This is a genomic window from Klebsiella sp. 2019SCSN059 (assembly GCF_021739525.1).
GTDB classification, from domain to species: domain Bacteria; phylum Pseudomonadota; class Gammaproteobacteria; order Enterobacterales; family Enterobacteriaceae; genus Klebsiella; species Klebsiella quasipneumoniae.
This window is the reverse complement of sequence record NZ_JAKKOM010000039.1, coordinates 1-21,434: the sequence shown is the minus strand read 5'-3', so window position 1 is coordinate 21,434 and position 21,434 is coordinate 1. Positions and strand designations below refer to the sequence as shown.

The window sequence follows — 21,434 nt, the reverse complement described above, 5'->3', positions numbered from 1 at the left end:
GTCTGCTTTGCGGATCGGGGCGATTAATTATTACCGTGAAAATGGATGCTGAAGCCCTGCTCCTGCCAGTGGCTGAGCAGCTCTTCCTGGAGAGGGGTGGCGGCGCGTCCGGTCCAGACGAAGATATGCTGCCCGGGGAACAGCTCGGGCCGCGGCGACTCCAGCGGTTCGGCGAGGACGTTGACGTGCCAGCCGCGCTGGGAAAGACGCCATGCCTCCAGCCACAGACGCGTCCTGTCCTCATTGCTCCAGCCCACCAGCAGCGTCTCCCTGCCGTTCTTTTTACGCGCTTCGGCGAGAAACAGCGCCACGCAGTCAATCAGCAGACCATCCAGCAAACTACTAATCACCAGAGAGGTATTCTGATCGAGCTTCAGACGCTGACGTACCGGCACTAACAGGCTGTCGATGAGCGTGTCGACGGGGTGTTGATGGCTTAGCGCCAGTAATTTGGCACGGATTCTGGCGGGCTGCATATAACGCAGAATGGACATCATCTCTTCCTGAAGATGCGCGGATTCGTCGCGCGCCGCCGGCAGGTTACCCTCCAGCAGCGCTTTGACTTTCCCGACGGATACGCCGCGCTCGATCCAGCGCTTGATCTCTTCAATGCGCAGGATATCTTCTTCATCAAATTGCCGATGCCCGCCTTCGCTACGCTGCGGTTTCAGTAGACCGTAACGACGCTGCCAGGCGCGCAGTGTGACCGGATTGATTCCGCAACGTTCGGCGACTTCACCGATACTGTAAAACGCCATAGCAGCCTCACATCAACCTGATACTTTAATACCTAAACTAACGAATTCATGCATCCTGTACAACTCTATTTTCTTGTACAGATAAAGATAACAGGTTGTGGCTCACAGCGCTTGGGAAAAAGATGAAAAAATAGTTGGCTGATTTCGCGGTGGATTATTTTTTTTCCGGCCAGGCGACGGCGGGTAAGCCCCCCAGGCGCGCGCTGGCGAACAAATTCCCCTGAAACTGCGAAATACCGGCTGATTCCAGCCACATCCACTCTTCAGCACGCTCAACGCCGACGGCAGAGACCGCAATCTCCAGCGAAAAACAGCATTTGATAATCGCCTGTACAATTGACTGGCGCGGTCCATCCTGGTGGATATTGCGGATCAGCTCATGGTCGATTTTAATTCTGTCGGGCTGGTATTGCGCCAGCAGCGACAGCCCGGCAAACCCGGCGCCGAAGTGATCGATGGCAAGATTGATACCCGCCCCTTTTAGCTTTCGCACCGCATCGGTAAAATCATCCATCCGTGAAATCACTTCCCGTTCGGTAAACTCGACAATAATCTGTTCAGGAATAAGATCATTACGCTGAATTTGATCGAGCAGGAAACCCACCGCGTTCGGCGCTTTAACCAGCGTCATCGGCAGTAAATTAATACTTAACGCCTTATTACGTAAGCCTAATTGCCCGGCCAGCGACAGCGCGACGCGTTTACTGTGCAGATCGGCGAGATAAATATCGTCCCCGGAAAGCCCGGCAAAATAGGCGCCAGGCGACTGGCCGTCCGGTGTGCGTAACAGCGCTTCCCACGAAATAATTTCGCAAGCGAAAGGGTCGACAATCGGCTGGAAGGCAAAGGACCAGCTTTCCTTATTATCAATTATCGGCGTATCAGGATAGAAAGTATTCTGATCGGGGATAAATACCCAGCTGTCAGCGGAAGGAATCTCAAAATAGTTCGCTTTTTCCGTTGATTCGACAAAGGTGCGGAAAAATTGCAGTGCCCGGTCATCATAGGTGAGCTGATATTTTGTGGTCCCGCGGTCCATCACCGCCTGCAGCACCTCCTCGCGATCATGTTCCCGTAAATCAAACAGTTCCATGCCGACCTTGCCGAAACGGCGGGACGGCGCATAATCGCACAGAAGCTCCACCAGGTTATAATGGCGGGGATCCCGGCAAATATGCTGATAAATATCCTGAACCTTTTCTTCAGGTCCCTCAATGAGTTGAAAAAAATGCGTCCCGTTAAAAAGTAAAATACCGGTGACGTCCGCCTGCCCATTTCTTTCGTTTGCCCTGGCAACCATGGCCTCGATCGATTTGAATGAGACATTGTCGCAAATATGGCTGCGATAAATGATGGTGGTTAGCATAGTGATTCCAGATGGGAGGGTAAGCATTCACAGTAGCAGTTATCAGGCTAATCGTCTTGTAAAACTACGTTTTGTCTTAACAAAAAAGATACACTAAAAATCCCTTTTTTGTGCAAGGCTTTTTCATTTTTCTTTTCTTGTACAACGTGCACCGTTAAACCCTACCTTTACAAGCCAGAACCGCACAAAACACATAAAAATAAATTATTAAAAATCAATAAGTTAACCATGCCTGGATCATTATTGTGCAACTTTGTGTGTACAGGTTAACAATTATTGTATAAGTTTAATGGCAGTTAACAGATGAATGAAATGTAAGGAGCAGATATGCAGCAGAATGGTTACATTCCAGATACAGCGAACGCAATTGCCCAGTATTTCAACAAAGCATCGTTACCTTCCCAGCAGGAAACGCTGGGTCAGATTGTGATGGATATTCTCAACGAAGGGCGTCATCTCAACCGCAAGGCGCTGTGCACTAAACTGTTGAGCCGACTCGACCGGGCCCGTGCCCCCGAGGAAGAGAGTCACTATCAGACCTTAATTGGTCTGCTGTTTGCCGATCAGGAATAACGTCATCGATCGTCGCCTGTTGCGCCGCAGTAGCAGATGAGGGGCGATCGCTTCCATAAACCTGCTGCTGACCTGAATGCCCGTTCGCAGATTCAGGGAGAGAGTGGCATGCAGTGAGACGGTTATGAATAGCAGTGAAACTGAGGAAATCACCGATGAGATCATCGGCGAGGCGGTACTCGCGCTTCTGAAAACGAATCGCCCTATTACCACCCCGACCCTGCTGGTTCGACTTCGGTTGATGCAGGCGACAGAGTCAGACCGACAGCGAAGAAAGGTCATCGCTGCCGTGATTGAAGAAATTTGCGCGAAGCTTGCCCGTCAGCGGAAGCAGGCGCCTTTGCAGGTAAAGAAAATCAATGGCCGTTGGGAAACCCGAGGATCGCCGGCGCAAAGCGCCATGGCGCCGGAAGGTAAAAAGATCCACTGAGTATCCTAACCGTGGTGAATAACACAGAGTGAGAATGTGATGAGACAGACTATGCATCAGCAACCCGATATTTACGCAGGACTGCAGGACACCGCGCTCTCCGACTATTTCCGTAACGCCGGTGATAAGCTGGTTGATGAGTCCGCCGTGATGTCGCTGGCCATCAACAGTATTCTCCAGTCCGAAGGTCACCTGAACAATAAGGCCATTATTTTATGGCTGATTCAGGCGCTGGAAAGCACCGATGACGTGGTGACCGCAGACGTGATCCGTAAAACGCTGGAGATTGTCGTCGGCTACACCATGGACGATATCTAAGGCCGTCACGCTTCAGGCCCGCCAGGGCAACCCCTTTCCGACAGAGCCTGTCCGCTCTGTTAAAAAAACCTCGCTGACGCGAGGTTTTTTCATTTACGCCTGACGGATCAGTGGGCGTTGACTACCACCCACATCGGCCCCTGCCCGACCGCATAGCGCCCCTTCTCCTGCAGCAGCCCCTGCTCGCCGGTAATTTCGTACACTGCGATATGGTGCGACTTCTGCCCGGCGGCAATCAGATACTTACCGCTGTGATCGAGATTAAAGCCGCGCGGCTGGGTTTCGGTCGGCTGATAGCCCTCCACCGCCAGCACGCTGCCATCTTCCGACACGCTGAACACCGTGATAATGCTGGCGGTACGATCGCAGGCGTACAGGTGACGACCGTCCGGAGTGATATGAATATCCGCCGCCCAGCGCACGCCGGTGAAATCAGACGGCATCATATCCAGAGTTTGTACACATTCGATGTTGCCATTCGGGTCTTTCAGCTCCCAGACGTCAATTGAGCTGTTTAGCTCATTGACGCAGTAACCATACTGCTGGTTCGGATGGAACACCATGTGGCGCGGACCCGCCCCTTCGACGGTGGTGACTTCCGCTGGCTCCTGGGCGGAGAGGAAACCATCCTCGCTGAGGGTAAACAGGCAGATGCGATCCTGCTTCAGCGCCGGCACCCACAGGGTACGATTGTCCGGGGAGATATTGGCCGAGTGGCAGCCTTCCAGCCCGTCCACCACGGTGATGGTTTCGCCCGGCAGACCATCCTGCAGCGGGGTCACGCTGACGCAGCCCTGATTGTAGGAGGCGCTGAAGACAAAGCGACCATGATGATCGGTAGAGATGTGGGTCGGGCTGCCCGGCAGCGCCGCTTCCCCTGCGAAGGTCAACGCCCCGTTATCCGGCGTGATGCGATAAGCTAACACGCGAAACTCCGGACGAACGCCAACGTACAGATACTCCTTATTGGGGCTGACCACCATCGGCTGGACCTGCCCCGGGGCATCAACCACCTGCACCAGCGTCAGTTTGCCGTCCGCTTCAAGACTCCAGACGTGGATTTGTTGGCTTTCCGGGCTGGCGGTATAAACGGTTTGTTTCATGACTACTCCTTCCCTCACTGCACGTGGATTTTTCATTTTCAGGATAACTGCACCCTGAAAATTATAAGACATCCGCCCATGATACTCGCATCGCCCGCCGAATTACCGACGGACGGCGGCACAAAGGGCATACAGACATTCACGGCAGATGTGGAAAAATTGGTCCTGACGCCACGGCGGTGTACCATCATGGCCAGGTCACTTTTCAACATCAACCGGAAATAACACATGACAACACGCGTGATTGCCCTGGATTTAGACGGCACCCTGCTCACCAGCAAAAAAACCATCCTGCCCGCTTCGCTGGAAGCGCTGGCCCGCGCCAGAGAGGCGGGCTACCAGGTGATCGTCGTTACCGGACGTCATCACGTCGCTATTCATCCTTTTTATCAGGCACTGGCTCTCGATACACCTGCAATTTGTTGTAATGGCACTTATTTGTATGATTATCACGCAAAAAAGGTTTTGGCGGCCGATCCTATGTCGGTGGAACACGCGGTAAGCCTCACCGCCATGCTCGCCGAACAGCAGATCCACGGCCTGGCCTATGTGGATGACGCGATGCTTTACGAACAGCCCACCGGGCATGTGATCCGCACCCGCAACTGGGCGCAGGCGTTACCGGAGGATCAGCGCCCGGTCTTCAGCCAGGTCGACTCGCTGGCGCAGGCGGTCCGCGAGGTCAAGGCGGTATGGAAATTCGCCCTCACCGACGACGACATTCCCCGTCTGCAGCGCTTTGCGCAGGAGGTCGGCGAGACGCTGGGCCTCGAGTGCGAATGGTCGTGGCACGACCAGGTGGATATCGCTCGCGCCGGCAACAGCAAAGGCAAACGCCTGGCGCAGTGGGTCGCTGACCAGGGGCTGTCGATGCAGAATGTGGTGGCCTTCGGCGATAACTACAACGATCTGAGTATGCTGGAAGCGGCAGGCACCGGGGTGGCGATGGGTAACGCGGTGGACGACGTCAAAGCCCGCGCCAACGTGGTCATCGGCGACAATGAGTCCGCCAGCATCGCCGAGTTTATCTACCGTCAGCTGCTGTGATCAGGCGGCAATCGACACGCTTTTGATCTGGGCAAATACCTGCTGGCCTGGCGCTATCGCCAGGTCATCCCGCGCCCACGGACTGATTCGAGCCCACAGAGGATGGCCGCTCACCCTGAGCTGAACCTCAATCTGCCCGTTGACCTCCAGACACTGAACCACCTCGGCGCGTAAGATATTGCGGATGCTGGTTGCGGACGGCTGGGCCAGCACCAGCGAGACGTCCGACGCCTGGATGCGGATCCGCGCGCTCTCCCCGGCGGGACGATCGAGCCGGTTGACCCACAGCATTTGATCCCCCAGCGTCAGCGCGGTCATCGCGTACTGCGGATGCTGCGCGGCGACGGTGGCGCTGAGGATCGTACTCTGCTGTTCCGCCGGCAGCCAGGGGTGCATCACGCTGCTGCTCCAGACCTCCTCCAGCGGACCGAAAGCCTTCACCTTACCGGCCTCCAGCACCAGCACGCGATCGGCCAGATGCTGGATCTCGTCCAGCGAGTGGCTAACGTAGAGCATCGGAATATGGATCTCCTGCGCCAGCCGCTGCAGATAGGGCAACAGTTCGCGTTTGCGCGGAATATCCAGCGAGGCCAGCGGCTCGTCCAGCAGCAGCAGCTCCGGCGCGGTCAGCAGGGCGCGGCCGATGGCCACGCGCTGCTTTTCGCCGCCGGATAACCGGCCCGGCAGCCGATCCAGCAAGGGCGCAATTCCCAGCAGTTCCACCAGCTTATCGAACTGGCTGACCATGGATTTCGCCATTCCGTACTGCAGATTGCCGCGCACTTTATAGTGGGGAAACAGGCGCGCATCCTGAAATACATAGCCGATCCGCCGCTGCTCCGGCGCCAGGCAGATACGCTGCGCGGTGTCGTTCAGCACCCTTCCGTTGAGGACGATCCGCCCCGCCTGCGGCCGGGTCAGGCCGCTGATAGCGTTGATCAACGACGTTTTCCCGGCGCCTGAGACGCCAAAGATGGCGGTGATCCCGCTGCTGGGCAGCGTTTCACGGATCTGCAGACAGTGGCTGCCGAGGGTCTGGGTAAAGTCCAGCTCGAGCATCATGATCCTCCCATTCGCTGGCGGCTCACGCGGGCCAGCCATTCTGAAATCAAGAGCGAGACCAGCGCCAGACCGATAGCGATGAGGCAGAGGCGGGCCGCCGCCCCCTCCCCGCCTGGGGTCTGGATCAAGGTGTACATCGCCGAAGGCAGGGTGCGCGTTTCACCGGGAATATTGGAGACGAACGTGATGGTCGCGCCAAACTCCCCTAACGAGCGGGCGAAGGCCAACACCGTGCCGACAATAATTCCCGGCAGAGTCAGCGGCAGCGTAATGGTGAAAAATACCCGCCAGCGGCTGGCCCCGAGGGTTCTCGCCGCCTGCTCCAGTTTGATGTCCACCCCCTCCAGCGCCAGGCGGATGGCACGCACCATCAGCGGGAAAGACATCACCGCCGCCGCCAGCACCGCCCCGCGCCAGCTGAAGGCAAAGCTGATGCCGAACCAGTCGTACAGCCAGCTGCCAATAAACCCGCGCCGCCCCATGGCCACCAGCAGCAGATACCCCACCACCACCGGCGGCAGCACCAGCGGCAGATGGAGAAGACTATCGAGCAGCGCCTTGCCGGGGAAGGTGCGCCGGACCAGCAGCCAGGAAAAAAAGATGCCAAAGGGCAGGCTCAGGGCCACCGCCAGGGAGGAGACTTTCAGGCTCAGCAGCACCGCCTGCCATTCGGGTTCGCTCAGAAACATCAGCGGGTGGTAAATCCGTAACGTTGAAAAATCGCCGACGCTTCCGGCCCTTTCAGGTAGTCATAGAAAGCGCTCACGGCCGCATTGCGGTGGCCATCGACAATCGCCAGCGGGTACTCGACTTTCTGATGCGACGCCTCCGGTAAAGTGCCAACCACTTTCACCCCTTTGCTGGCCACGGCATCCGATCCGTAGACGATGCCCAGCGGCGCTTCGCTACGCTCCACCAGCGCCAGCGCGCCGCGCACGTCTTCCGCCGGGGCGAGCTTCGGCGACAGGGTCTCCCAGGCGCCCAGTTTCTGCAGCGCTTCTTTGGCGTAGATACCTGCCGGAACGTGCTGCGGATCGCCCACCGCCAGACGGCCCCCTTTCAGCAGGCTGGTCCAGTCGGTTTTCTCATCAATGGTTATCGCCCCCTGCGCGCTGGCTTTCGGCGCCACCACCACCAGGCTGTTGCCAAGCAGGGTGGCGCGGGTCGCCGGATCGATGGCCTTTTTGTCTGCCGCGTAATCCATCCACTTTTGATCGGCGGAGATAAACAGGTCCGCCGGGGCGCCTGCTTCAATCTGCCGCGCCAGCGTTGACGACGAGGCAAACGACGAGACGACCTCGACGTTTTTCGCTTTCTTATACGCCTGGGCGATATCCTGCATCGCGTTGGTTAACGACGCGGCCGCGAAAACGGTCACTTTCCCCTCTGCCGCCAGCGCCTGACCCGCGACGCACAGCGTGAGCGATACCCCGACCACCCCGCGTAACCAAGAACCTGTCATCTGAATCTCCTGTCAATGCGTTATGTACTCGACAATATAACGATATGCGAAGCGTTTTTATAGTGACGCAGGACAATAAAATGAAGGGAAATGATACAGGAGGGAAATAGCACAGCGCCCGGTTAAACCGGGCGCCGGGAAATCAATGATTTTGCTGGCTGCGATCTTTGTGGCCGACGCCGGAGAAGAGGTTGAACACTTCGCCAAGACCGTAAATCAATCCCAGGATGACCGCCATCACCACCGGTACCATGATGACCGCAAAAACCAGACTTTTCAAAAGCTCTAACATGGTTCACTCCAGATAGTATGATTCCCTGATTGTAACGGTTTCAGCCGAAAAAACACGCCCCATTTGTGCGGTGGTTAATGACAAACCGCGCAGAGAGGTTTTGCAACGGGGTGACTATCGGTCACAATACGCTTTTTTGTCAGGAAACGATTATGCAGGCCGAAATTCTTCTCACCCTTAAGCTTCAGCAGCGCCTGTTTGCCGACCCCCGGCGGATCGCCCTGCTCAAACAGATTGACCAGACCGGTTCGATAAGCCAGGGGGCGAAGCACGCGGGTATCAGCTATAAAAGCGCGTGGGATGCCATCAACGAGATGAACCAGCTCAGCGAACAGCCGCTGGTGGATCGCGCCACCGGCGGCAAAGGCGGCGGCGGCGCGGTGCTGACCCGCTACGGGCAGCGTCTGATCCAACTGTACGATCTGCTGGCGCAGATCCAGCAGAAAGCGTTTGATGTGCTCAGCGATGACGACGCCCTGCCGCTGGACAGCCTGCTGGCGGCCATCTCGCGCTTTTCCCTGCAGACCAGCGCCCGCAACCAGTGGTTCGGCACTATCACCGGCCGCGATCGTCAGCAGGTGCAGCAGCACGTCGAGGTGCTGCTGGCCGACGGGCAGACCCGCCTGAACGTCGCCATTACCGCCCAAAGCGCTGAAAAGCTGGGGCTCGATGAGGGCCAGGAGGTGCTGGTCCTGTTGAAAGCGCCCTGGGTTGGCATCACCCTCGACCCGGCGGTGGCCCGCCAGGCCGAGAACCAGCTGTCGGGTCGCATCAGCCATATCGAATGCGGCTCCGGGCAGTGCGAAGTGCTGATGACCCTTGCGGACGGCCAGACCCTGTGCGCCACCCTGCCGCAGGCCCAGACCTCTGGCCTGACGGAAGGGACGGAGGCGATCGCGTACTTCAACGCCGATCGCATCATTCTCGCTACGTTATGCTGACCCCATTGACATTGCACGCCTGAAGTCGTATCCCTGATGCACATCGCTGCAAAAAATGGGATACATCATGTCATCATTGCAAATTTCGCAAGGCACGTTTCGCCTGAGCGATACAAAAACCTTAAAAATAGACCACCTGAGCGTGGCGGCGGGTGAAAGCTGGGCGTTCGTCGGCAGCAACGGCAGCGGCAAATCCGCCCTCGCGCGGGCCCTGGCCGGCGACCTGACCCTGCTCAGCGGCCAGCGCGACAGCCTCTTCTCCCGCGTAACCCGCCTCTCCTTCGAACAGCTGCAGAAGCTGGTCAGCGACGAGTGGCAGCGCAATAACACCGACCTGCTCAGCCCCGGAGAAGAAGATACCGGACGCACTACCGCGGAGATTATTCAGGATGAGGTGAAAGATCCGGCCCGCTGCGCGCAGCTTGCCGAACAGTTTGCCATCAGCGCCCTGTTGGACCGCCGCTTTAAGTATCTGTCCACTGGCGAAACGCGTAAGACCCTGCTGTGCCAGGCCCTGATGAGCGATCCGCAACTGCTGATCCTCGACGAGCCGTTCGACGGCCTCGACGTCAACTCCCGCCAGCAGCTGGCCGCCCTGCTGGCCGACCTGCATCGCGCCGGCATCACCCTGGTGCTGGTGCTCAACCGTTTCGATGAGATCCCGGACTTTGTGCAATACGCCGGCGTGCTGGCTGACTGCCTCCTCAGCGAGACCGGCGAGAAGCACGCTCTGCTGCAGCAGGCGCTGGTCGCCCAGCTGGCGCACAGTGAAAAACTGGACGGTATCACCCTGCCGGAGCCGGATGCCCCACCGGCCCGCCATACGCTGACGGAGACGGCGCCGCGTATCGTCCTCAATGACGGGGTGGTCTCCTACAACGATCGCCCGGTCATCAACCACCTCTCCTGGACCGTAAACCCTGGCGAACACTGGCAGATCGTCGGCCCCAACGGCGCGGGTAAATCCACCCTCTTAAGCCTTATCACCGGCGATCACCCCCAGGGCTACAGCAACGATCTCACCCTCTTTGGCCGTCGGCGCGGCAGCGGTGAGACCATCTGGGATATTAAAAAGCATATCGGCTACGTCAGCAGCAGCCTGCATCTGGACTACCGGGTCAGCACCAACGTCCGCAACGTGATTCTGTCGGGCTATTTTGACTCGATCGGCATTTATCAGGCGGTGTCGGATAAACAGCATAAGCTGGTGCAGCAATGGCTGGATATTCTCGGCATCGATAAGCGCACCGCCGACGCGCCGTTTCACAGCCTGTCGTGGGGCCAGCAGCGGCTGGCGCTTATCGTCCGCGCGCTGGTGAAGCATCCAACCCTGCTGATCCTTGATGAACCGCTGCAGGGGCTGGATCCCCTCAATCGCCAGCTGGTGCGCCGCTTCGTCGACGTCCTGATTGGCGAAGGCGCCACGCAGCTGCTGTTTGTCTCGCACCATGCGGAAGATGCCCCGGACTGTATTACCCATCGCCTGGCGTTCGTTCCCAGTGGAGACGGTTACACTTATCAGCTCGGCCCCGTGGCCTGACGCCCCCTGCCGGGGATCGCAAGATCCCTGGTATTTTTCAGAAAAATAGCGCCTTACTCACCTAACACTATGTATTTTAAACAAAATATATTAAACGATGCCGTTTCATCCCCGAGTGTAAACGATTCCACTAACTTGTTCTGTGTCACACTTTTCACTTCTTTGATATGCTATCTTCCTCATACACGATAAGCCGAATGGAGCGAATCATGAAAGTTCTGGTTACAGGTGGTAGCGGTTACATTGGAAGTCATACCTGCGTTCAACTGCTGCTGCAGGGGCATGAGGTGGTGATCCTCGACAATCTCTGCAACAGCAAGCGCAGCGTACTGCCGGTGATTGAGCGTCTCGGCGGCAAAGAAGCCACCTTTATTGAAGGCGATATTCGTAACGAAGCGCTGATGACCGAGATCCTCCACGATCACGCCATTGAAGCGGTGATCCACTTCGCCGGGCTGAAAGCCGTCGGGGAGTCCGTCGCCAAGCCGCTGGAATATTACGACAATAACGTCACCGGCACATTGAAATTAGTCTCCGCCATGCGCGCCGCGGGCGTGAAGAACTTCATCTTTAGCTCCTCCGCCACCGTCTACGGCGACCAGCCGAAAATCCCGTATGTCGAAAGCTTCCCGACCGGCACCCCGCAAAGCCCCTACGGTAAAAGCAAACTGATGGTGGAGCAGATCCTGACCGACCTGCAAAAAGCGCAGCCGGAGTGGAGCATTGCCCTGCTGCGCTACTTCAACCCGGTCGGCGCCCACCCGTCGGGCGACATGGGCGAAGACCCGCAGGGGATCCCGAATAACCTGATGCCGTATATCGCCCAGGTCGCCGTTGGCCGTCGCGAATCGCTGGCCGTGTTTGGTAACGACTACCCGACCGAAGATGGCACCGGCGTGCGCGATTATATCCACGTGATGGACCTTGCCGACGGCCACGTCGCGGCCATGGAAAAACTGGCTGACAAAGCCGGGGTCCATATCTACAACCTTGGCGCCGGCGTCGGCAGCAGCGTGCTCGACGTGGTCAATGCTTTCAGCAAGGCCTGCGGCAAACCGATTAACTACCATTTCGCGCCGCGCCGCGATGGCGACCTCCCGGCCTACTGGGCGGATGCCGCCAAGGCCGACCGCGAGCTGAACTGGCGCGTGACGCGCAACCTGGACGAAATGGCGCAGGACACCTGGAACTGGCAGTCCCGCCATCCGCAGGGTTATCCAGACTAAGGAACCTTCATGAGCGTATTTAACCCCGTTGACCATCCGCATCGTCGTTATAACCCGTTAACCGGGCAGTGGATTCTGGTTTCTCCGCATCGCGCCAAGCGCCCCTGGCAGGGAGCGCAGGAGACGCCGGCAAAACAGACCTTGCCGGCCCACGATCCGGACTGTTTCCTGTGCCCGGGCAACACCCGGGTCACCGGCGACACGAATCCGAATTACACCGGCACCTACGTGTTTACCAACGACTTTGCGGCCCTGATGACCGACACGCCGGATGCCCCGGAGAGTGACGATCCGCTGATGCGCTGCCAGAGCGCGCGCGGCACCAGTCGGGTGATCTGCTTCTCGCCAGACCACAGCAAAACGCTGCCGGAACTGAGCCTTGAAGCGCTGGAAGGCGTGGTTAAAGCGTGGCAGGAACAGACCGCGGACCTCGGGAAAAGCTACCCGTGGGTGCAGGTCTTTGAAAACAAAGGAGCAGCGATGGGCTGCTCCAACCCACACCCGCACGGTCAGGTATGGGCCAACAGCTTCCTGCCTAATGAAGCGGAACGGGAAGACCGTCTGCAGAAAGCGTATTACGCCAGCCAGGGCCAGTCGATGCTGCTGGACTATGCCCGGCGCGAACTGGCCGACGGCAGCCGCACGGTGGTCGACACCGATCACTGGCTGGCGGTCGTGCCCTACTGGGCCGCGTGGCCGTTCGAAACGCTGCTGCTGCCGAAAGCGCCCGTGCAGCGTATTACCGATTTAACCGACGCCCAGCGCAGCGATCTGGCGCTGGCGTTGAAAAAGCTGACCAGCCGTTACGACAACCTGTTCCAGTGCTCATTCCCCTACTCCATGGGCTGGCACGGCGCGCCGTTTAACGACGAAGACCATAACCACTGGCAGCTTCACGCCCACTTTTATCCGCCGCTGCTGCGCTCCGCGACGGTCCGCAAGTTTATGGTTGGCTACGAAATGCTGGCCGAAACGCAGCGCGATCTCACCGCCGAGCAAGCTGCCGAACGACTGCGCGCCGTCAGCGACGTCCATTTTCGTGAATCCGGAGTGTAATGATGAGTCTGAAAGAGAAAACCCAAACCCTGTTTGCTGAGGCCTTCGGCTACCCGGCCAGCCATGTCATTCAGGCGCCAGGCCGCGTCAACCTGATCGGCGAGCATACCGATTACAACGACGGCTTTGTGCTGCCCTGCGCCATCGACTACCAGACGGTGATCAGCTGTGCGCCGCGCGACGATCGTACCGTGCGGGTGATTGCCGCCGATTACGACAATCAGACCGACGAGTTCTCTCTCGACGCGCCGATTCTCAGCCACGACACCCAGCAGTGGTCGAACTATGTCCGCGGCGTGGTGAAGCATCTGCAACAGCGGAACAGCCACTTCGGCGGCGCGGATCTGGTGATCAGCGGCAATGTGCCGCAGGGCGCGGGCTTAAGCTCCTCAGCCTCGCTGGAGGTCGCCGTCGGCACGGTGTTCCAGCAGCTGTACCACCTGCCGCTCGATGGCGCGCAAATTGCCCTCAACGGCCAGGAGGCGGAAAATCAGTTCGTCGGCTGCAACTGCGGGATCATGGATCAGCTGATTTCGGCGCTGGGCAAAAAAGACCATGCGCTGCTGATCGACTGCCGCTCGCTGGGCACCAAAGCCGTCTCGATGCCGAAAGGCGTGGCGGTGGTGATCATCAACAGCAACTTTAAGCGCACCCTCGTCGGCAGCGAGTACAACACCCGTCGTGAACAGTGCGAGACCGGCGCGCGCTTCTTCCAGCAGCCCGCTCTGCGCGATGTCACCCTTGAGCAATTCAACGCTGTCGCCCATGAGCTGGATCCGGTGGTGGCGAAGCGGGTACGTCATGTGCTGACGGAGAATGCCCGCACCGTGGAAGCCGCCAGCGCCCTTGAAAAAGGCGACCTGAAGCGGATGGGCGAGCTGATGGCCGAATCCCACGCTTCGATGCGCGATGATTTCGAGATCACCGTCCCGCAGATCGACACCCTGGTGGAGATCGTCAAGGCGACAATCGGCGATAAGGGCGGCGTGCGCATGACCGGCGGCGGTTTTGGCGGCTGTGTGGTAGCGCTGGTCCCGGAAGATCTGGTCGATACCGTTCAGCAGGCCGTTGCCAACGAGTATGAAGCGAAAACCGGAATTAAAGAGACGTTTTATGTCTGCAAACCGTCACAGGGGGCTGGTCAATGGTAACGCAAACTACCGCGCTGGCGCCGGACGGCCAGCCATGGCAGCAGGTAACCCTGCGCAATAAGGCGGGGATGACCGTCACCGTGGCAGACTGGGGCGCGACGCTGCTCAGCGCCGAGGTGCCGCTGGCCGATGGCAGCGTGCGCCATCCGCTGCTGCGCTGCGCAAAGCTGGAAGATTATGCCCGCCAGGCCGCGTTTCTTGGCGCCTCGGTAGGCCGCTACGCCAACCGTATCGGCAATAGCCGCTTCCCGCTTGACGGCCAGCTCGTCACCGTCACGCCGTCAAACGACGCGGGCCACCAGCTTCACGGCGGCCCGGAAGGGTTTGATAAACGCCGCTGGCGCATCGTCCGCGCTGACGAGCAGGAAGCGCTGTTCGCCCTGACCTCGCCCGATGGCGATCAAGGCTTTCCGGGCACTCTGCAGGCCACCGCGCACTATCGTCTGACCGACGATAACCGCATCGCGATTACCTATCGCGCCACCGTGGACCAACCCTGCCCGGTGAACATGACCAATCACGTCTATTTCAACCTCGACGGTGACCAGGGCGACGTGCGCCAGCACCAGCTGCAGATCCTCGCCCATCGCTATTTGCCGGTGGAAAGCGATGGTATCCCGGGCGGCGGACTCAAAGACGTCGCCGGCACCAGCTTTGATTTCCGCCAGCCGAAAACCATCGCCGCCGACTTCCTCGCGGATGCCGATCAGCAAAAGGTGAAGGGTTATGACCATGCCTTCCTGCTGGACGCCAGAGGCGACGCCAGTCAACCTGCGGCGCAGGTCTGGTCGCAGGACGGTAAGCTGCAGATGACGGTCTATACCTCCGCTCCGGCGCTACAGTTTTATTCCGGCAACTATCTCGGCGGCACCCCGTCGCAGACGACGGACCCCTACGCCGACTGGCAGGGGCTGGCGCTGGAGAGCGAATTCCTGCCGGATTCGCCGAATCATCCGGAATGGCCGCAGCCGGACTGTGTGTTACGTCCAGGCCAGGAGTACGTCAGCCTGACGGAATATCAGTTTATCGCCCGCTAATCGCCAGCGCCCTCCGCCGGGGGGCGCTGAGTTTCGTCCCCGCCCTCTTCTCTCCTGCCTCTTTTTTCAGCAACCTGCTCTATTTTCCATCATCAAAGGACAAAAAAATAACCTGTGTTTTACAAGCACCTTACACTGAGCCACTATTTTCGCTATGGTTAGGGATAAGCATTGCCGTGGGCCAAATCACGGCAATATAATGAGAATAGTTATCAATCAATAACACATACACCAACATATTCAGCGCACCGTTCGCGGCGCGAGGGATGGCGTGTAGAGAGGAGTAAGAGAATGGCTGTAACTAAGCTGGTACTGGTTCGTCATGGCGAAAGCCAGTGGAACAACGAAAACCGCTTCACCGGTTGGTACGACGTTGATCTGTCCGAGAAAGGCGTTAGCGAAGCGAAAGCAGCAGGTAAACTGCTGAAGGCTGAAGGCTTCAGCTTTGATTTTGCTTATACCTCCGTGCTGAAACGTGCCATCCACACCCTGTGGAACGTGCTGGACGAACTGGATCAGGCCTGGCTGCCGGTTGAGAAATCCTGGAAGCTGAACGAGCGTCATTACGGCGCGCTGCAGGGCCTGAACAAAGCGGAAACTGCTGAGAAATACGGTGACGAGCAGGTTAAACAGTGGCGTCGCGGCTTCGCCGTTACTCCGCCGGAGCTGACCAAAGACGACGAGCGCTACCCGGGCCACGATCCGCGCTATGCAAAACTGACCGACGCGGAACTGCCGACCACTGAAAGCCTGGCGCTGACCATCGACCGCGTCGTGCCTTACTGGAACGAAACCATTCTGCCGCGCCTGAAAAGCGGTGAGCGCGTGATCATCGCCGCTCACGGTAACTCCCTGCGCGCGCTGGTTAAATACCTCGACAACATGGGCGAAGACGAGATCCTCGAACTGAACATCCCGACCGGCGTACCGCTGGTGTATGAGTTCGATGAAAACTTCAAGCCGATCAAACATTACTATCTGGGCAACGCGGAAGAGATCGCGGCGAAAGCAGCTGCCGTCGCCAACCAGGGTAAAGCGAAGTAATTTCCCCCGGTGAAAATAAAAAAGCGTGGAAATCTCCACGCTTTTTTTATGACCTGCGCGAGCGCAACGTAGCTTAGCCGCGGCGGGTTTTCACCGCTTCCGCCAGCTGACGCAGGATCGCTTCGGTATCCTCCCAGCCGATGCAGGCGTCGGTGACGCTCTTGCCGTAGGTCAGCGGTTCACCGCTCTCGAGGCTCTGGTTGCCTTCCACCAAATGGCTTTCAATCATCACGCCCATAATGGCGCGCTCGCCGCCGGCAATCTGCTGGCATACGTCGGCGCCTACTTCCATCTGCTTCTTGAACTGCTTGCTGGAGTTGGCGTGGCTGAAGTCGATCATCACCTGGGCCGGCAGGCCCGCTTTCGCCAGACCGATTTTCACCTCCGCCACGTGCTTCGCGCTGTAGTTCGGCTCTTTGCCGCCGCGCAGAATAATATGGCAGTCGCCGTTGCCGCTGGTATTGACGATAGCGGAGTGGCCCCACTTGGTGACCGACAGGAAACAGTGCGGCGCGCCGGCGGCGTTAATCGCGTCGATAGCCACCTTGATGGTGCCATCGGTACCGTTTTTAAAGCCCACCGGGCAGGAGAGCCCCGAGGCGAGCTCGCGGTGCACCTGGGATTCGGTGGTGCGCGCCCCGATGGCGCCCCAGCTCATCAGATCGGCGACATACTGCGGGGTGATCATATCGAGGAATTCCCCCGCCGCCGGCAGGCCGCTGTCGTTAATATCCAGCAGCAGTTTGCGCGCAATGCGCAACCCGTCGTTGATGCGGAAGCTGTTATCCATATGGGGATCGTTGATAAGCCCTTTCCAGCCGACGGTGGTGCGCGGTTTCTCAAAATAGACGCGCATGACGATCTCGAGCTCGCCCTTCAGCGCCTCGCGCAGGGTCAGCAGACGGGAAGCGTACTCTTTCGCCGCCGCCGGGTCGTGAATAGAACAGGGCCCAATCACCACCAGCAGGCGGTCATCATCACCTTTGAGGATCTGGTGGATCGCTTTGCGAGCATGTGCAACGGTGTTTGCAGCATTTTCGGTAGCAGGGAATTTTTCCAGGAGCGCAACGGGAGGTAATAATTCGTTGATCTCTTTAATGCGTAAATCGTCGTTCTGATAATTCATCTTCTTTCCAGCGTTGCCATACTTATTCAATGAAATGCAATCCCTCCAATCTATCTCTTCGCTGAAATAGTGTAAACGTGATTTTACAGTAGTGATGGAATAATCCTGGAAATAGGCAAAAATACGCCATAAAGTAGCGAAACCAGACTCATGAACTACAATATTTAACTGTTAAAGCTAATTAAGTCTTACGTTTCAGGATTATATAGTGACACTGCGATCGTCTGCGGAGTCTTTAACCATAGCGAGTCAGATCCCTGGCACACTTACCGCTGGAGGCGTAGTTACCGCTTCCCGACCCAACAGGAGTATCCGATGAACATGAAAAAACTGACGACCCTTTTGCTCACCGCCACCTTAGGTTTTGCCAGCGGCGCGGCCCTGGCGGCAGACGCCGGCGCCCAGTCCAACAATGGCCAGGCCAACTCTTCCGCTGATGCCGGTCAGGTGGCGCCGGACGCCCGTGAAAACGTGGCGCCGAATAACGTCGATAATAGCCAAATCAATTCTGGCACTGGCACTGGCGGCACCATGCTTCATCCTGACGGCTCGACGATGAGCCAGGACAATATGTCGAGCGATGAGGTCCATAAAAACTCGATGTGTAAAGACGGCCGCTGTCCGGACACCGGTAAGAAGCTGGACAACGGCGACAGCATGAACCATGACAACAGCAAAACCGACGGCACCACCCAATAATTGATGCGGTGAGTGCAAACAGAGAAAAGGCGAGCCGGGCTCGCCTTTTCTCTGTTTGTTATCGTTCTCTGTTTATGATGTCATAGCGTGATAATGATAACTATCAAGGGACGACACTATGGCGCACTCGCATTCGCACTCCCCTGCCCAGGCTACGGATAACGGCAACGCTCGCCGGCTGCTCTGGGCGTTCATCGTCACCGCCGGTTTTATGCTGGTAGAAGCCATCGGCGGCGCGATCTCCGGCTCGTTGGCCCTGCTGGCGGATGCCGGCCATATGCTCACCGACTCCGCCGCCCTGCTGTTTGCGCTGCTGGCGGTTCGCTTCGCCAGCCGTCCCCCGAATGCCCGCCATACCTTTGGCTGGCTGCGTTTGACCACCCTGGCGGCGTTTCTCAATGCCATTGCCCTGGTGGTGATCACCATGCTGATTGTCTGGGAGGCCATTCAGCGCTTCCAGCACCCGCAGCCGGTTGCCGGCGTGACGATGATGGTGATTGCGGTCGCTGGCCTGCTGGCCAACGTGCTGGCTTTCTGGATCCTGCATCGTGGCAGCGAAGAGCGGAACCTCAACGTGCGCGCCGCGGCGCTACACGTGCTCGGCGATCTGCTGGGCTCGGTTGGCGCGATTGTGGCCGCCGTGGTGATCCTCACCACCGGCTGGACACCTGTCGACCCGATCCTTTCCGTGCTGGTTTCCTGCCTGGTGTTACGTAGCGCCTGGCGTCTGCTGAAGGAGAGTCTGAATGAGCTGCTGGAAAGCGCGCCGCGTTCGCTGGATGTGACGGCCCTGCAGCGGGATATCCGCCGCTCTATCCCGGAGGTGCGCGATGTTCACCACGTCCACGTCTGGCTGGTGGGGGAAAAACCGGTGATGACGCTGCATGTGCAGGTTGTGCCGCCGCACGATCATGATGCGTTACTCAACCGCATCCTGCATTTCCTGGAACATAAATATGAAATTGAGCATGCCACGGTGCAGATGGAGTACCAGCCCTGCAGCGGCCCGGAGTGCCATCTCAACACGATGCACGCCGGGCACGATCATCACCACCACCATTAGCCAGAAAACGCGTGAGAACCTCGCTCACGCGCGCTGTTTATCCACATCCGGCTGCCGTTCAGCGCAATGAACGTCAGCAAGAGATATTCCAGCGACATCGCATAGACGCCCTGACGGGCAAAAATCACCACGCTGATGACGTTGACGATGACCCACAGCAGCCAGTTCTCAACGTATTTGCGGGTCATTAAGATCATCGCCACTACCGACAGCACCGTCATACAGGAGTCCCAGAACGGGAAGGCGTCCGGCTGCAGTTCCGGCATAGTGACCTGCAAACCGAGCGCTTGCATCAGGCTGACCGCGATCCGCGTCAGGAAAGCAAAAAACGGATTGATAAACAGGGTCAGCAAGCCGATCGCCACCACGCAGGCCGCCAGCCAGCCCAGGGCTTTACTGCGCGGTAGCCAGCGGATCTGCAGCTCAGCCTCATGGTTGCTGCTTTGCCGCGACCAGGCATACCAGCCGTAAACGTTAGCGGCAAAGAAGAACAGCTGCAGCAACAGGCTGGCATACAGCTGGATCTGAAAGAAGATGATGGCGAACAGCGTGACGTTGACCAGACCGAAGGCATAGTTACTGATCTTCTCCAGGCTCGCCAGCCAGATGCACAACAGCCCGGCGATGGTCCCCACGGCCTCTATCCAGGAGAGATCGTACCCCCCGGCGCCGATGGGTATATGTACTAAAATATTCTGCGTGCTAAAAAAATCCATTTTATCCTCTCAGCGCCAGATGACGCGGCAATAGGTTATCCCCGTAGTGTAGCCGCAAAATCCAGCATCCGGTTAAGGGGAATTAATGCGCCAGTCCGCAGCGCTTCGTCGACGTGGATTTCATGTTCAGCGCCGCCCTGCTCGAGACCCTCGGCAATGGCTTTCAGGCCGTTCATCGCCATCCACGGACAATGCGCGCAGCTGCGGCAGGTCGCCCCTTCACCGGCGGTGGGCGCTTCCAGCAGCGTTTTCTCCGGCACCGCCTGCTGCATTTTATAAAAGATACCGCGATCGGTCGCCACGATCAGCTGGCGCTGGGGCAGGCTTTTCGCCGCCGCGATCAGCTGGCTGGTGGAGCCTACGGCATCGGCCATCTCGACGATCGCCTGCGGCGACTCGGGATGGACCAGCACAGCGGCTTCGGGATGCAGAGCCTTCATCCGCTTCAACGCCTGGGTTTTAAACTCGTCGTGCACGATGCACGCCCCCTGCCAGCAGAGCACATCTGCGCCGGTCTGACGCTGAACGTAACGGCCAAGATGGCGGTCCGGCGCCCAGAGGATTTTTTGACCAAGGCTATCCAGATGGTCAATGAGTTCCACGGCGATGCTGGAGGTCACCACCCAGTCGGCGCGAGCCTTCACCGCGGCAGACGTATTGGCATAGACCACCACGGTGCGGTCAGGATGAGCGTCGCAAAAGGCGTTGAACTCCTCAATCGGACAGCCCAGATCCAGGGAACACTCGGCGTTCAGGGTCGGCATCAGAATGGTCTTTTCCGGGCTGAGGATTTTGGCGGTTTCCCCCATAAAACGCACCCCGGCGACCAGCAGCGTAGAGGCCGAATGGCGGGCGCCAAAGCGCGCCATCTCCAGCGAGTCGGCAATACAGCCGCCGGTCTCTTCCGCCAGCTGCTGAATTTCAGGATCGGTGTAGTAATGCGCCACCATCACGGCATCGCGCTCGCGCAGCAGACGCTTGATTTTTTCGCGGTAAAACTGCTTTTCATCGACGGTCAGCGGCTGCGGTTTCGGTGGGAAGGGATAAATCGCCGTTTCAGGATCAAACATTACGCTCATCATGCAATCTCGTTTTACTGGCTTAACTCTAAGACCGTCAGTATGGCCTGCCCGCGCCATGATACGGTCATGGTGTTTTATATGCTAAACAAGATAGCCGATTACGCGCCAAAAGTCGTGATGAATTTTGTACATCAGCGCCTGTTCCAGGGGACGAGGCTGCGTCGCTGTCCGGGCTACCGGTTCGCGCCCTGTGCAGGCGTGGTAAGCGCAGCGCGAGCGTGGGAAAGCGCTGAATACAATATTGTGGCAATTGATGGGCGGGCAGATAGCAAAAAGGCGCCTTTAGGGCGCCTTTTTACATTGGTGGGTCGTGCAGGATGACTCGGCTTCGCCTCGCCCTTC

General features: G+C 58.2%; 23 protein-coding genes and 1 pseudogene. 14 read left to right on the top strand and 10 right to left on the bottom strand.

Going from position 1 to position 21,434, the window contains the following annotated elements:
• Positions 1-23: 23 nt before the first annotated feature.
• Positions 24-758 (bottom strand): MerR family transcriptional regulator, encoded by a 735-nt coding sequence (locus L2I46_RS25460; RefSeq protein ID WP_023288896.1) that lies wholly within the window; start codon positions 756-758, stop codon positions 24-26.
• Between the two features lie 154 nt (positions 759-912).
• A complete protein-coding gene (locus tag L2I46_RS25455; protein WP_032455180.1) occupies positions 913-2,124 on the bottom strand; it encodes a diguanylate phosphodiesterase in 1,212 nt (403 codons plus the stop codon).
• A 327-nt stretch (positions 2,125-2,451) separates the two neighbouring features.
• Here L2I46_RS25455 and ycgZ point away from each other — a divergent pair, with 327 nt between their 5' ends.
• The 3 genes from ycgZ (at position 2,452) to L2I46_RS25440 (ending at position 3,445) form a co-directional block, all read left to right on the top strand.
• A complete protein-coding gene (ycgZ, locus tag L2I46_RS25450; protein ID WP_023288894.1) occupies positions 2,452-2,697 on the top strand; it encodes a regulatory protein YcgZ in 246 nt (81 codons plus the stop codon).
• Positions 2,698-2,821: 124 nt separating this feature from the next.
• A complete protein-coding gene (locus L2I46_RS25445) occupies positions 2,822-3,127 on the top strand; it encodes a hypothetical protein (RefSeq protein ID WP_023288893.1) in 306 nt (101 codons plus the stop codon).
• Between the two features lie 51 nt (positions 3,128-3,178).
• The gene (locus tag L2I46_RS25440; RefSeq protein WP_004886050.1) at positions 3,179-3,445 is read left to right on the top strand and encodes a biofilm development regulator YmgB/AriR family protein; all 267 of its coding nucleotides are present in this window, start codon (positions 3,179-3,181) and stop codon (positions 3,443-3,445) included.
• 107 nt (positions 3,446-3,552) lie between these two features.
• On the opposite strand, the gene pgl is transcribed toward L2I46_RS25440, so the two are convergent.
• Positions 3,553-4,548 (bottom strand): 6-phosphogluconolactonase, encoded by a 996-nt coding sequence (gene pgl, locus L2I46_RS25435; RefSeq protein WP_023288892.1) that lies wholly within the window; start codon positions 4,546-4,548, stop codon positions 3,553-3,555.
• Between the two features lie 228 nt (positions 4,549-4,776).
• Here pgl and L2I46_RS25430 point away from each other — a divergent pair, with 228 nt between their 5' ends.
• Positions 4,777-5,595, top strand: coding sequence for a pyridoxal phosphatase (locus L2I46_RS25430; protein ID WP_044521692.1), 819 nt, complete (start codon positions 4,777-4,779; stop codon positions 5,593-5,595).
• On the opposite strand, the gene modC is transcribed toward L2I46_RS25430, so the two are convergent.
• The 4 genes from modC to L2I46_RS25410 all read right to left on the bottom strand — a co-directional run bounded on the left by modC (position 5,596) and on the right by L2I46_RS25410 (position 8,411).
• Complete coding sequence (gene modC / locus L2I46_RS25425) at positions 5,596-6,654, bottom strand: molybdenum ABC transporter ATP-binding protein ModC (protein ID WP_044521712.1); 1,059 nt, start codon at positions 6,652-6,654, stop codon at positions 5,596-5,598.
• Positions 6,654-7,346, bottom strand: coding sequence for a molybdate ABC transporter permease subunit (modB, locus tag L2I46_RS25420; RefSeq protein WP_023288889.1), 693 nt, complete (start codon positions 7,344-7,346; stop codon positions 6,654-6,656). The genes modC and modB overlap by 1 nt, the downstream gene beginning before the upstream one ends.
• Positions 7,346-8,119: a molybdate ABC transporter substrate-binding protein gene (gene modA, locus L2I46_RS25415; protein ID WP_236948309.1), complete on the bottom strand. Its 774-nt coding sequence runs from the start codon at positions 8,117-8,119 to the stop codon at positions 7,346-7,348. Before modA ends, modB begins: the two co-directional genes overlap by 1 nt.
• A 142-nt stretch (positions 8,120-8,261) precedes the next feature.
• Entirely contained in the window at positions 8,262-8,411 is a 150-nt protein-coding gene (locus L2I46_RS25410) for an AcrZ family multidrug efflux pump-associated protein (RefSeq protein ID WP_002895156.1), read from the bottom strand.
• Between the two features lie 152 nt (positions 8,412-8,563).
• On the opposite strand from L2I46_RS25410, the gene modE reads away from it, so the two are divergent.
• The 7 genes from modE to gpmA all read left to right on the top strand — a co-directional run bounded on the left by modE (position 8,564) and on the right by gpmA (position 16,406).
• A complete protein-coding gene (modE, locus tag L2I46_RS25405) occupies positions 8,564-9,352 on the top strand; it encodes a molybdenum-dependent transcriptional regulator (RefSeq protein WP_004886029.1) in 789 nt (262 codons plus the stop codon).
• Positions 9,353-9,419: 67 nt separating this feature from the next.
• A complete protein-coding gene (modF, locus tag L2I46_RS25400; RefSeq protein WP_044521688.1) occupies positions 9,420-10,892 on the top strand; it encodes a molybdate ABC transporter ATP-binding protein ModF in 1,473 nt (490 codons plus the stop codon).
• Between the two features lie 209 nt (positions 10,893-11,101).
• Entirely contained in the window at positions 11,102-12,118 is a 1,017-nt protein-coding gene (gene galE / locus L2I46_RS25395; protein ID WP_023288886.1) for a UDP-glucose 4-epimerase GalE, read from the top strand.
• Positions 12,119-12,127: 9 nt separating this feature from the next.
• A complete protein-coding gene (gene galT / locus L2I46_RS25390; protein WP_032455172.1) occupies positions 12,128-13,174 on the top strand; it encodes a galactose-1-phosphate uridylyltransferase in 1,047 nt (348 codons plus the stop codon).
• 2 nt (positions 13,175-13,176) lie between these two features.
• On the top strand, positions 13,177-14,325 hold the full coding sequence (gene galK, locus L2I46_RS25385) for a galactokinase (protein WP_032455171.1): 1,149 nt from the start codon (positions 13,177-13,179) through the stop codon (positions 14,323-14,325).
• The gene (galM, locus tag L2I46_RS25380; protein ID WP_236948308.1) at positions 14,319-15,362 is read left to right on the top strand and encodes a galactose-1-epimerase; all 1,044 of its coding nucleotides are present in this window, start codon (positions 14,319-14,321) and stop codon (positions 15,360-15,362) included. The genes galK and galM overlap by 7 nt, the downstream gene beginning before the upstream one ends.
• A 291-nt stretch (positions 15,363-15,653) precedes the next feature.
• Positions 15,654-16,406 carry a 2,3-diphosphoglycerate-dependent phosphoglycerate mutase gene (gene gpmA / locus L2I46_RS25375; RefSeq protein ID WP_002895089.1) on the top strand — a complete coding sequence of 251 codons (753 nt, stop codon included), beginning with the start codon at positions 15,654-15,656 and terminating at the stop codon, positions 16,404-16,406.
• A gap of 73 nt (positions 16,407-16,479) precedes the next feature.
• Here gpmA and aroG read toward each other — a convergent pair whose 3' ends face one another.
• Complete coding sequence (gene aroG, locus L2I46_RS25370) at positions 16,480-17,532, bottom strand: 3-deoxy-7-phosphoheptulonate synthase AroG (RefSeq protein ID WP_023288882.1); 1,053 nt, start codon at positions 17,530-17,532, stop codon at positions 16,480-16,482.
• A 315-nt stretch (positions 17,533-17,847) separates the two neighbouring features.
• On the opposite strand from aroG, the gene L2I46_RS25365 reads away from it, so the two are divergent.
• Positions 17,848-18,231 carry a YbgS-like family protein gene (locus L2I46_RS25365; RefSeq protein ID WP_236948307.1) on the top strand — a complete coding sequence of 128 codons (384 nt, stop codon included), beginning with the start codon at positions 17,848-17,850 and terminating at the stop codon, positions 18,229-18,231.
• A 118-nt stretch (positions 18,232-18,349) separates the two neighbouring features.
• Positions 18,350-19,294, top strand: coding sequence for a CDF family zinc transporter ZitB (zitB, locus tag L2I46_RS25360; RefSeq protein ID WP_236948306.1), 945 nt, complete (start codon positions 18,350-18,352; stop codon positions 19,292-19,294).
• Here zitB and pnuC read toward each other — a convergent pair.
• The gene (pnuC, locus tag L2I46_RS25355) at positions 19,291-20,010 is read right to left on the bottom strand and encodes a nicotinamide riboside transporter PnuC (protein ID WP_004151689.1); all 720 of its coding nucleotides are present in this window, start codon (positions 20,008-20,010) and stop codon (positions 19,291-19,293) included. The genes zitB and pnuC overlap by 4 nt on opposite strands.
• Before the next feature lie 35 nt (positions 20,011-20,045).
• On the bottom strand, positions 20,046-21,089 hold the full coding sequence (nadA, locus tag L2I46_RS25350; RefSeq protein WP_236948313.1) for a quinolinate synthase NadA: 1,044 nt from the start codon (positions 21,087-21,089) through the stop codon (positions 20,046-20,048).
• A 69-nt stretch (positions 21,090-21,158) separates the two neighbouring features.
• Between nadA and L2I46_RS25345 the strand changes: the two are divergent.
• Positions 21,159-21,305 (top strand): annotated as a pseudogene (locus tag L2I46_RS25345) (hypothetical protein); the annotation flags it as partial.
• Positions 21,306-21,434 lie beyond the last annotated feature (129 nt).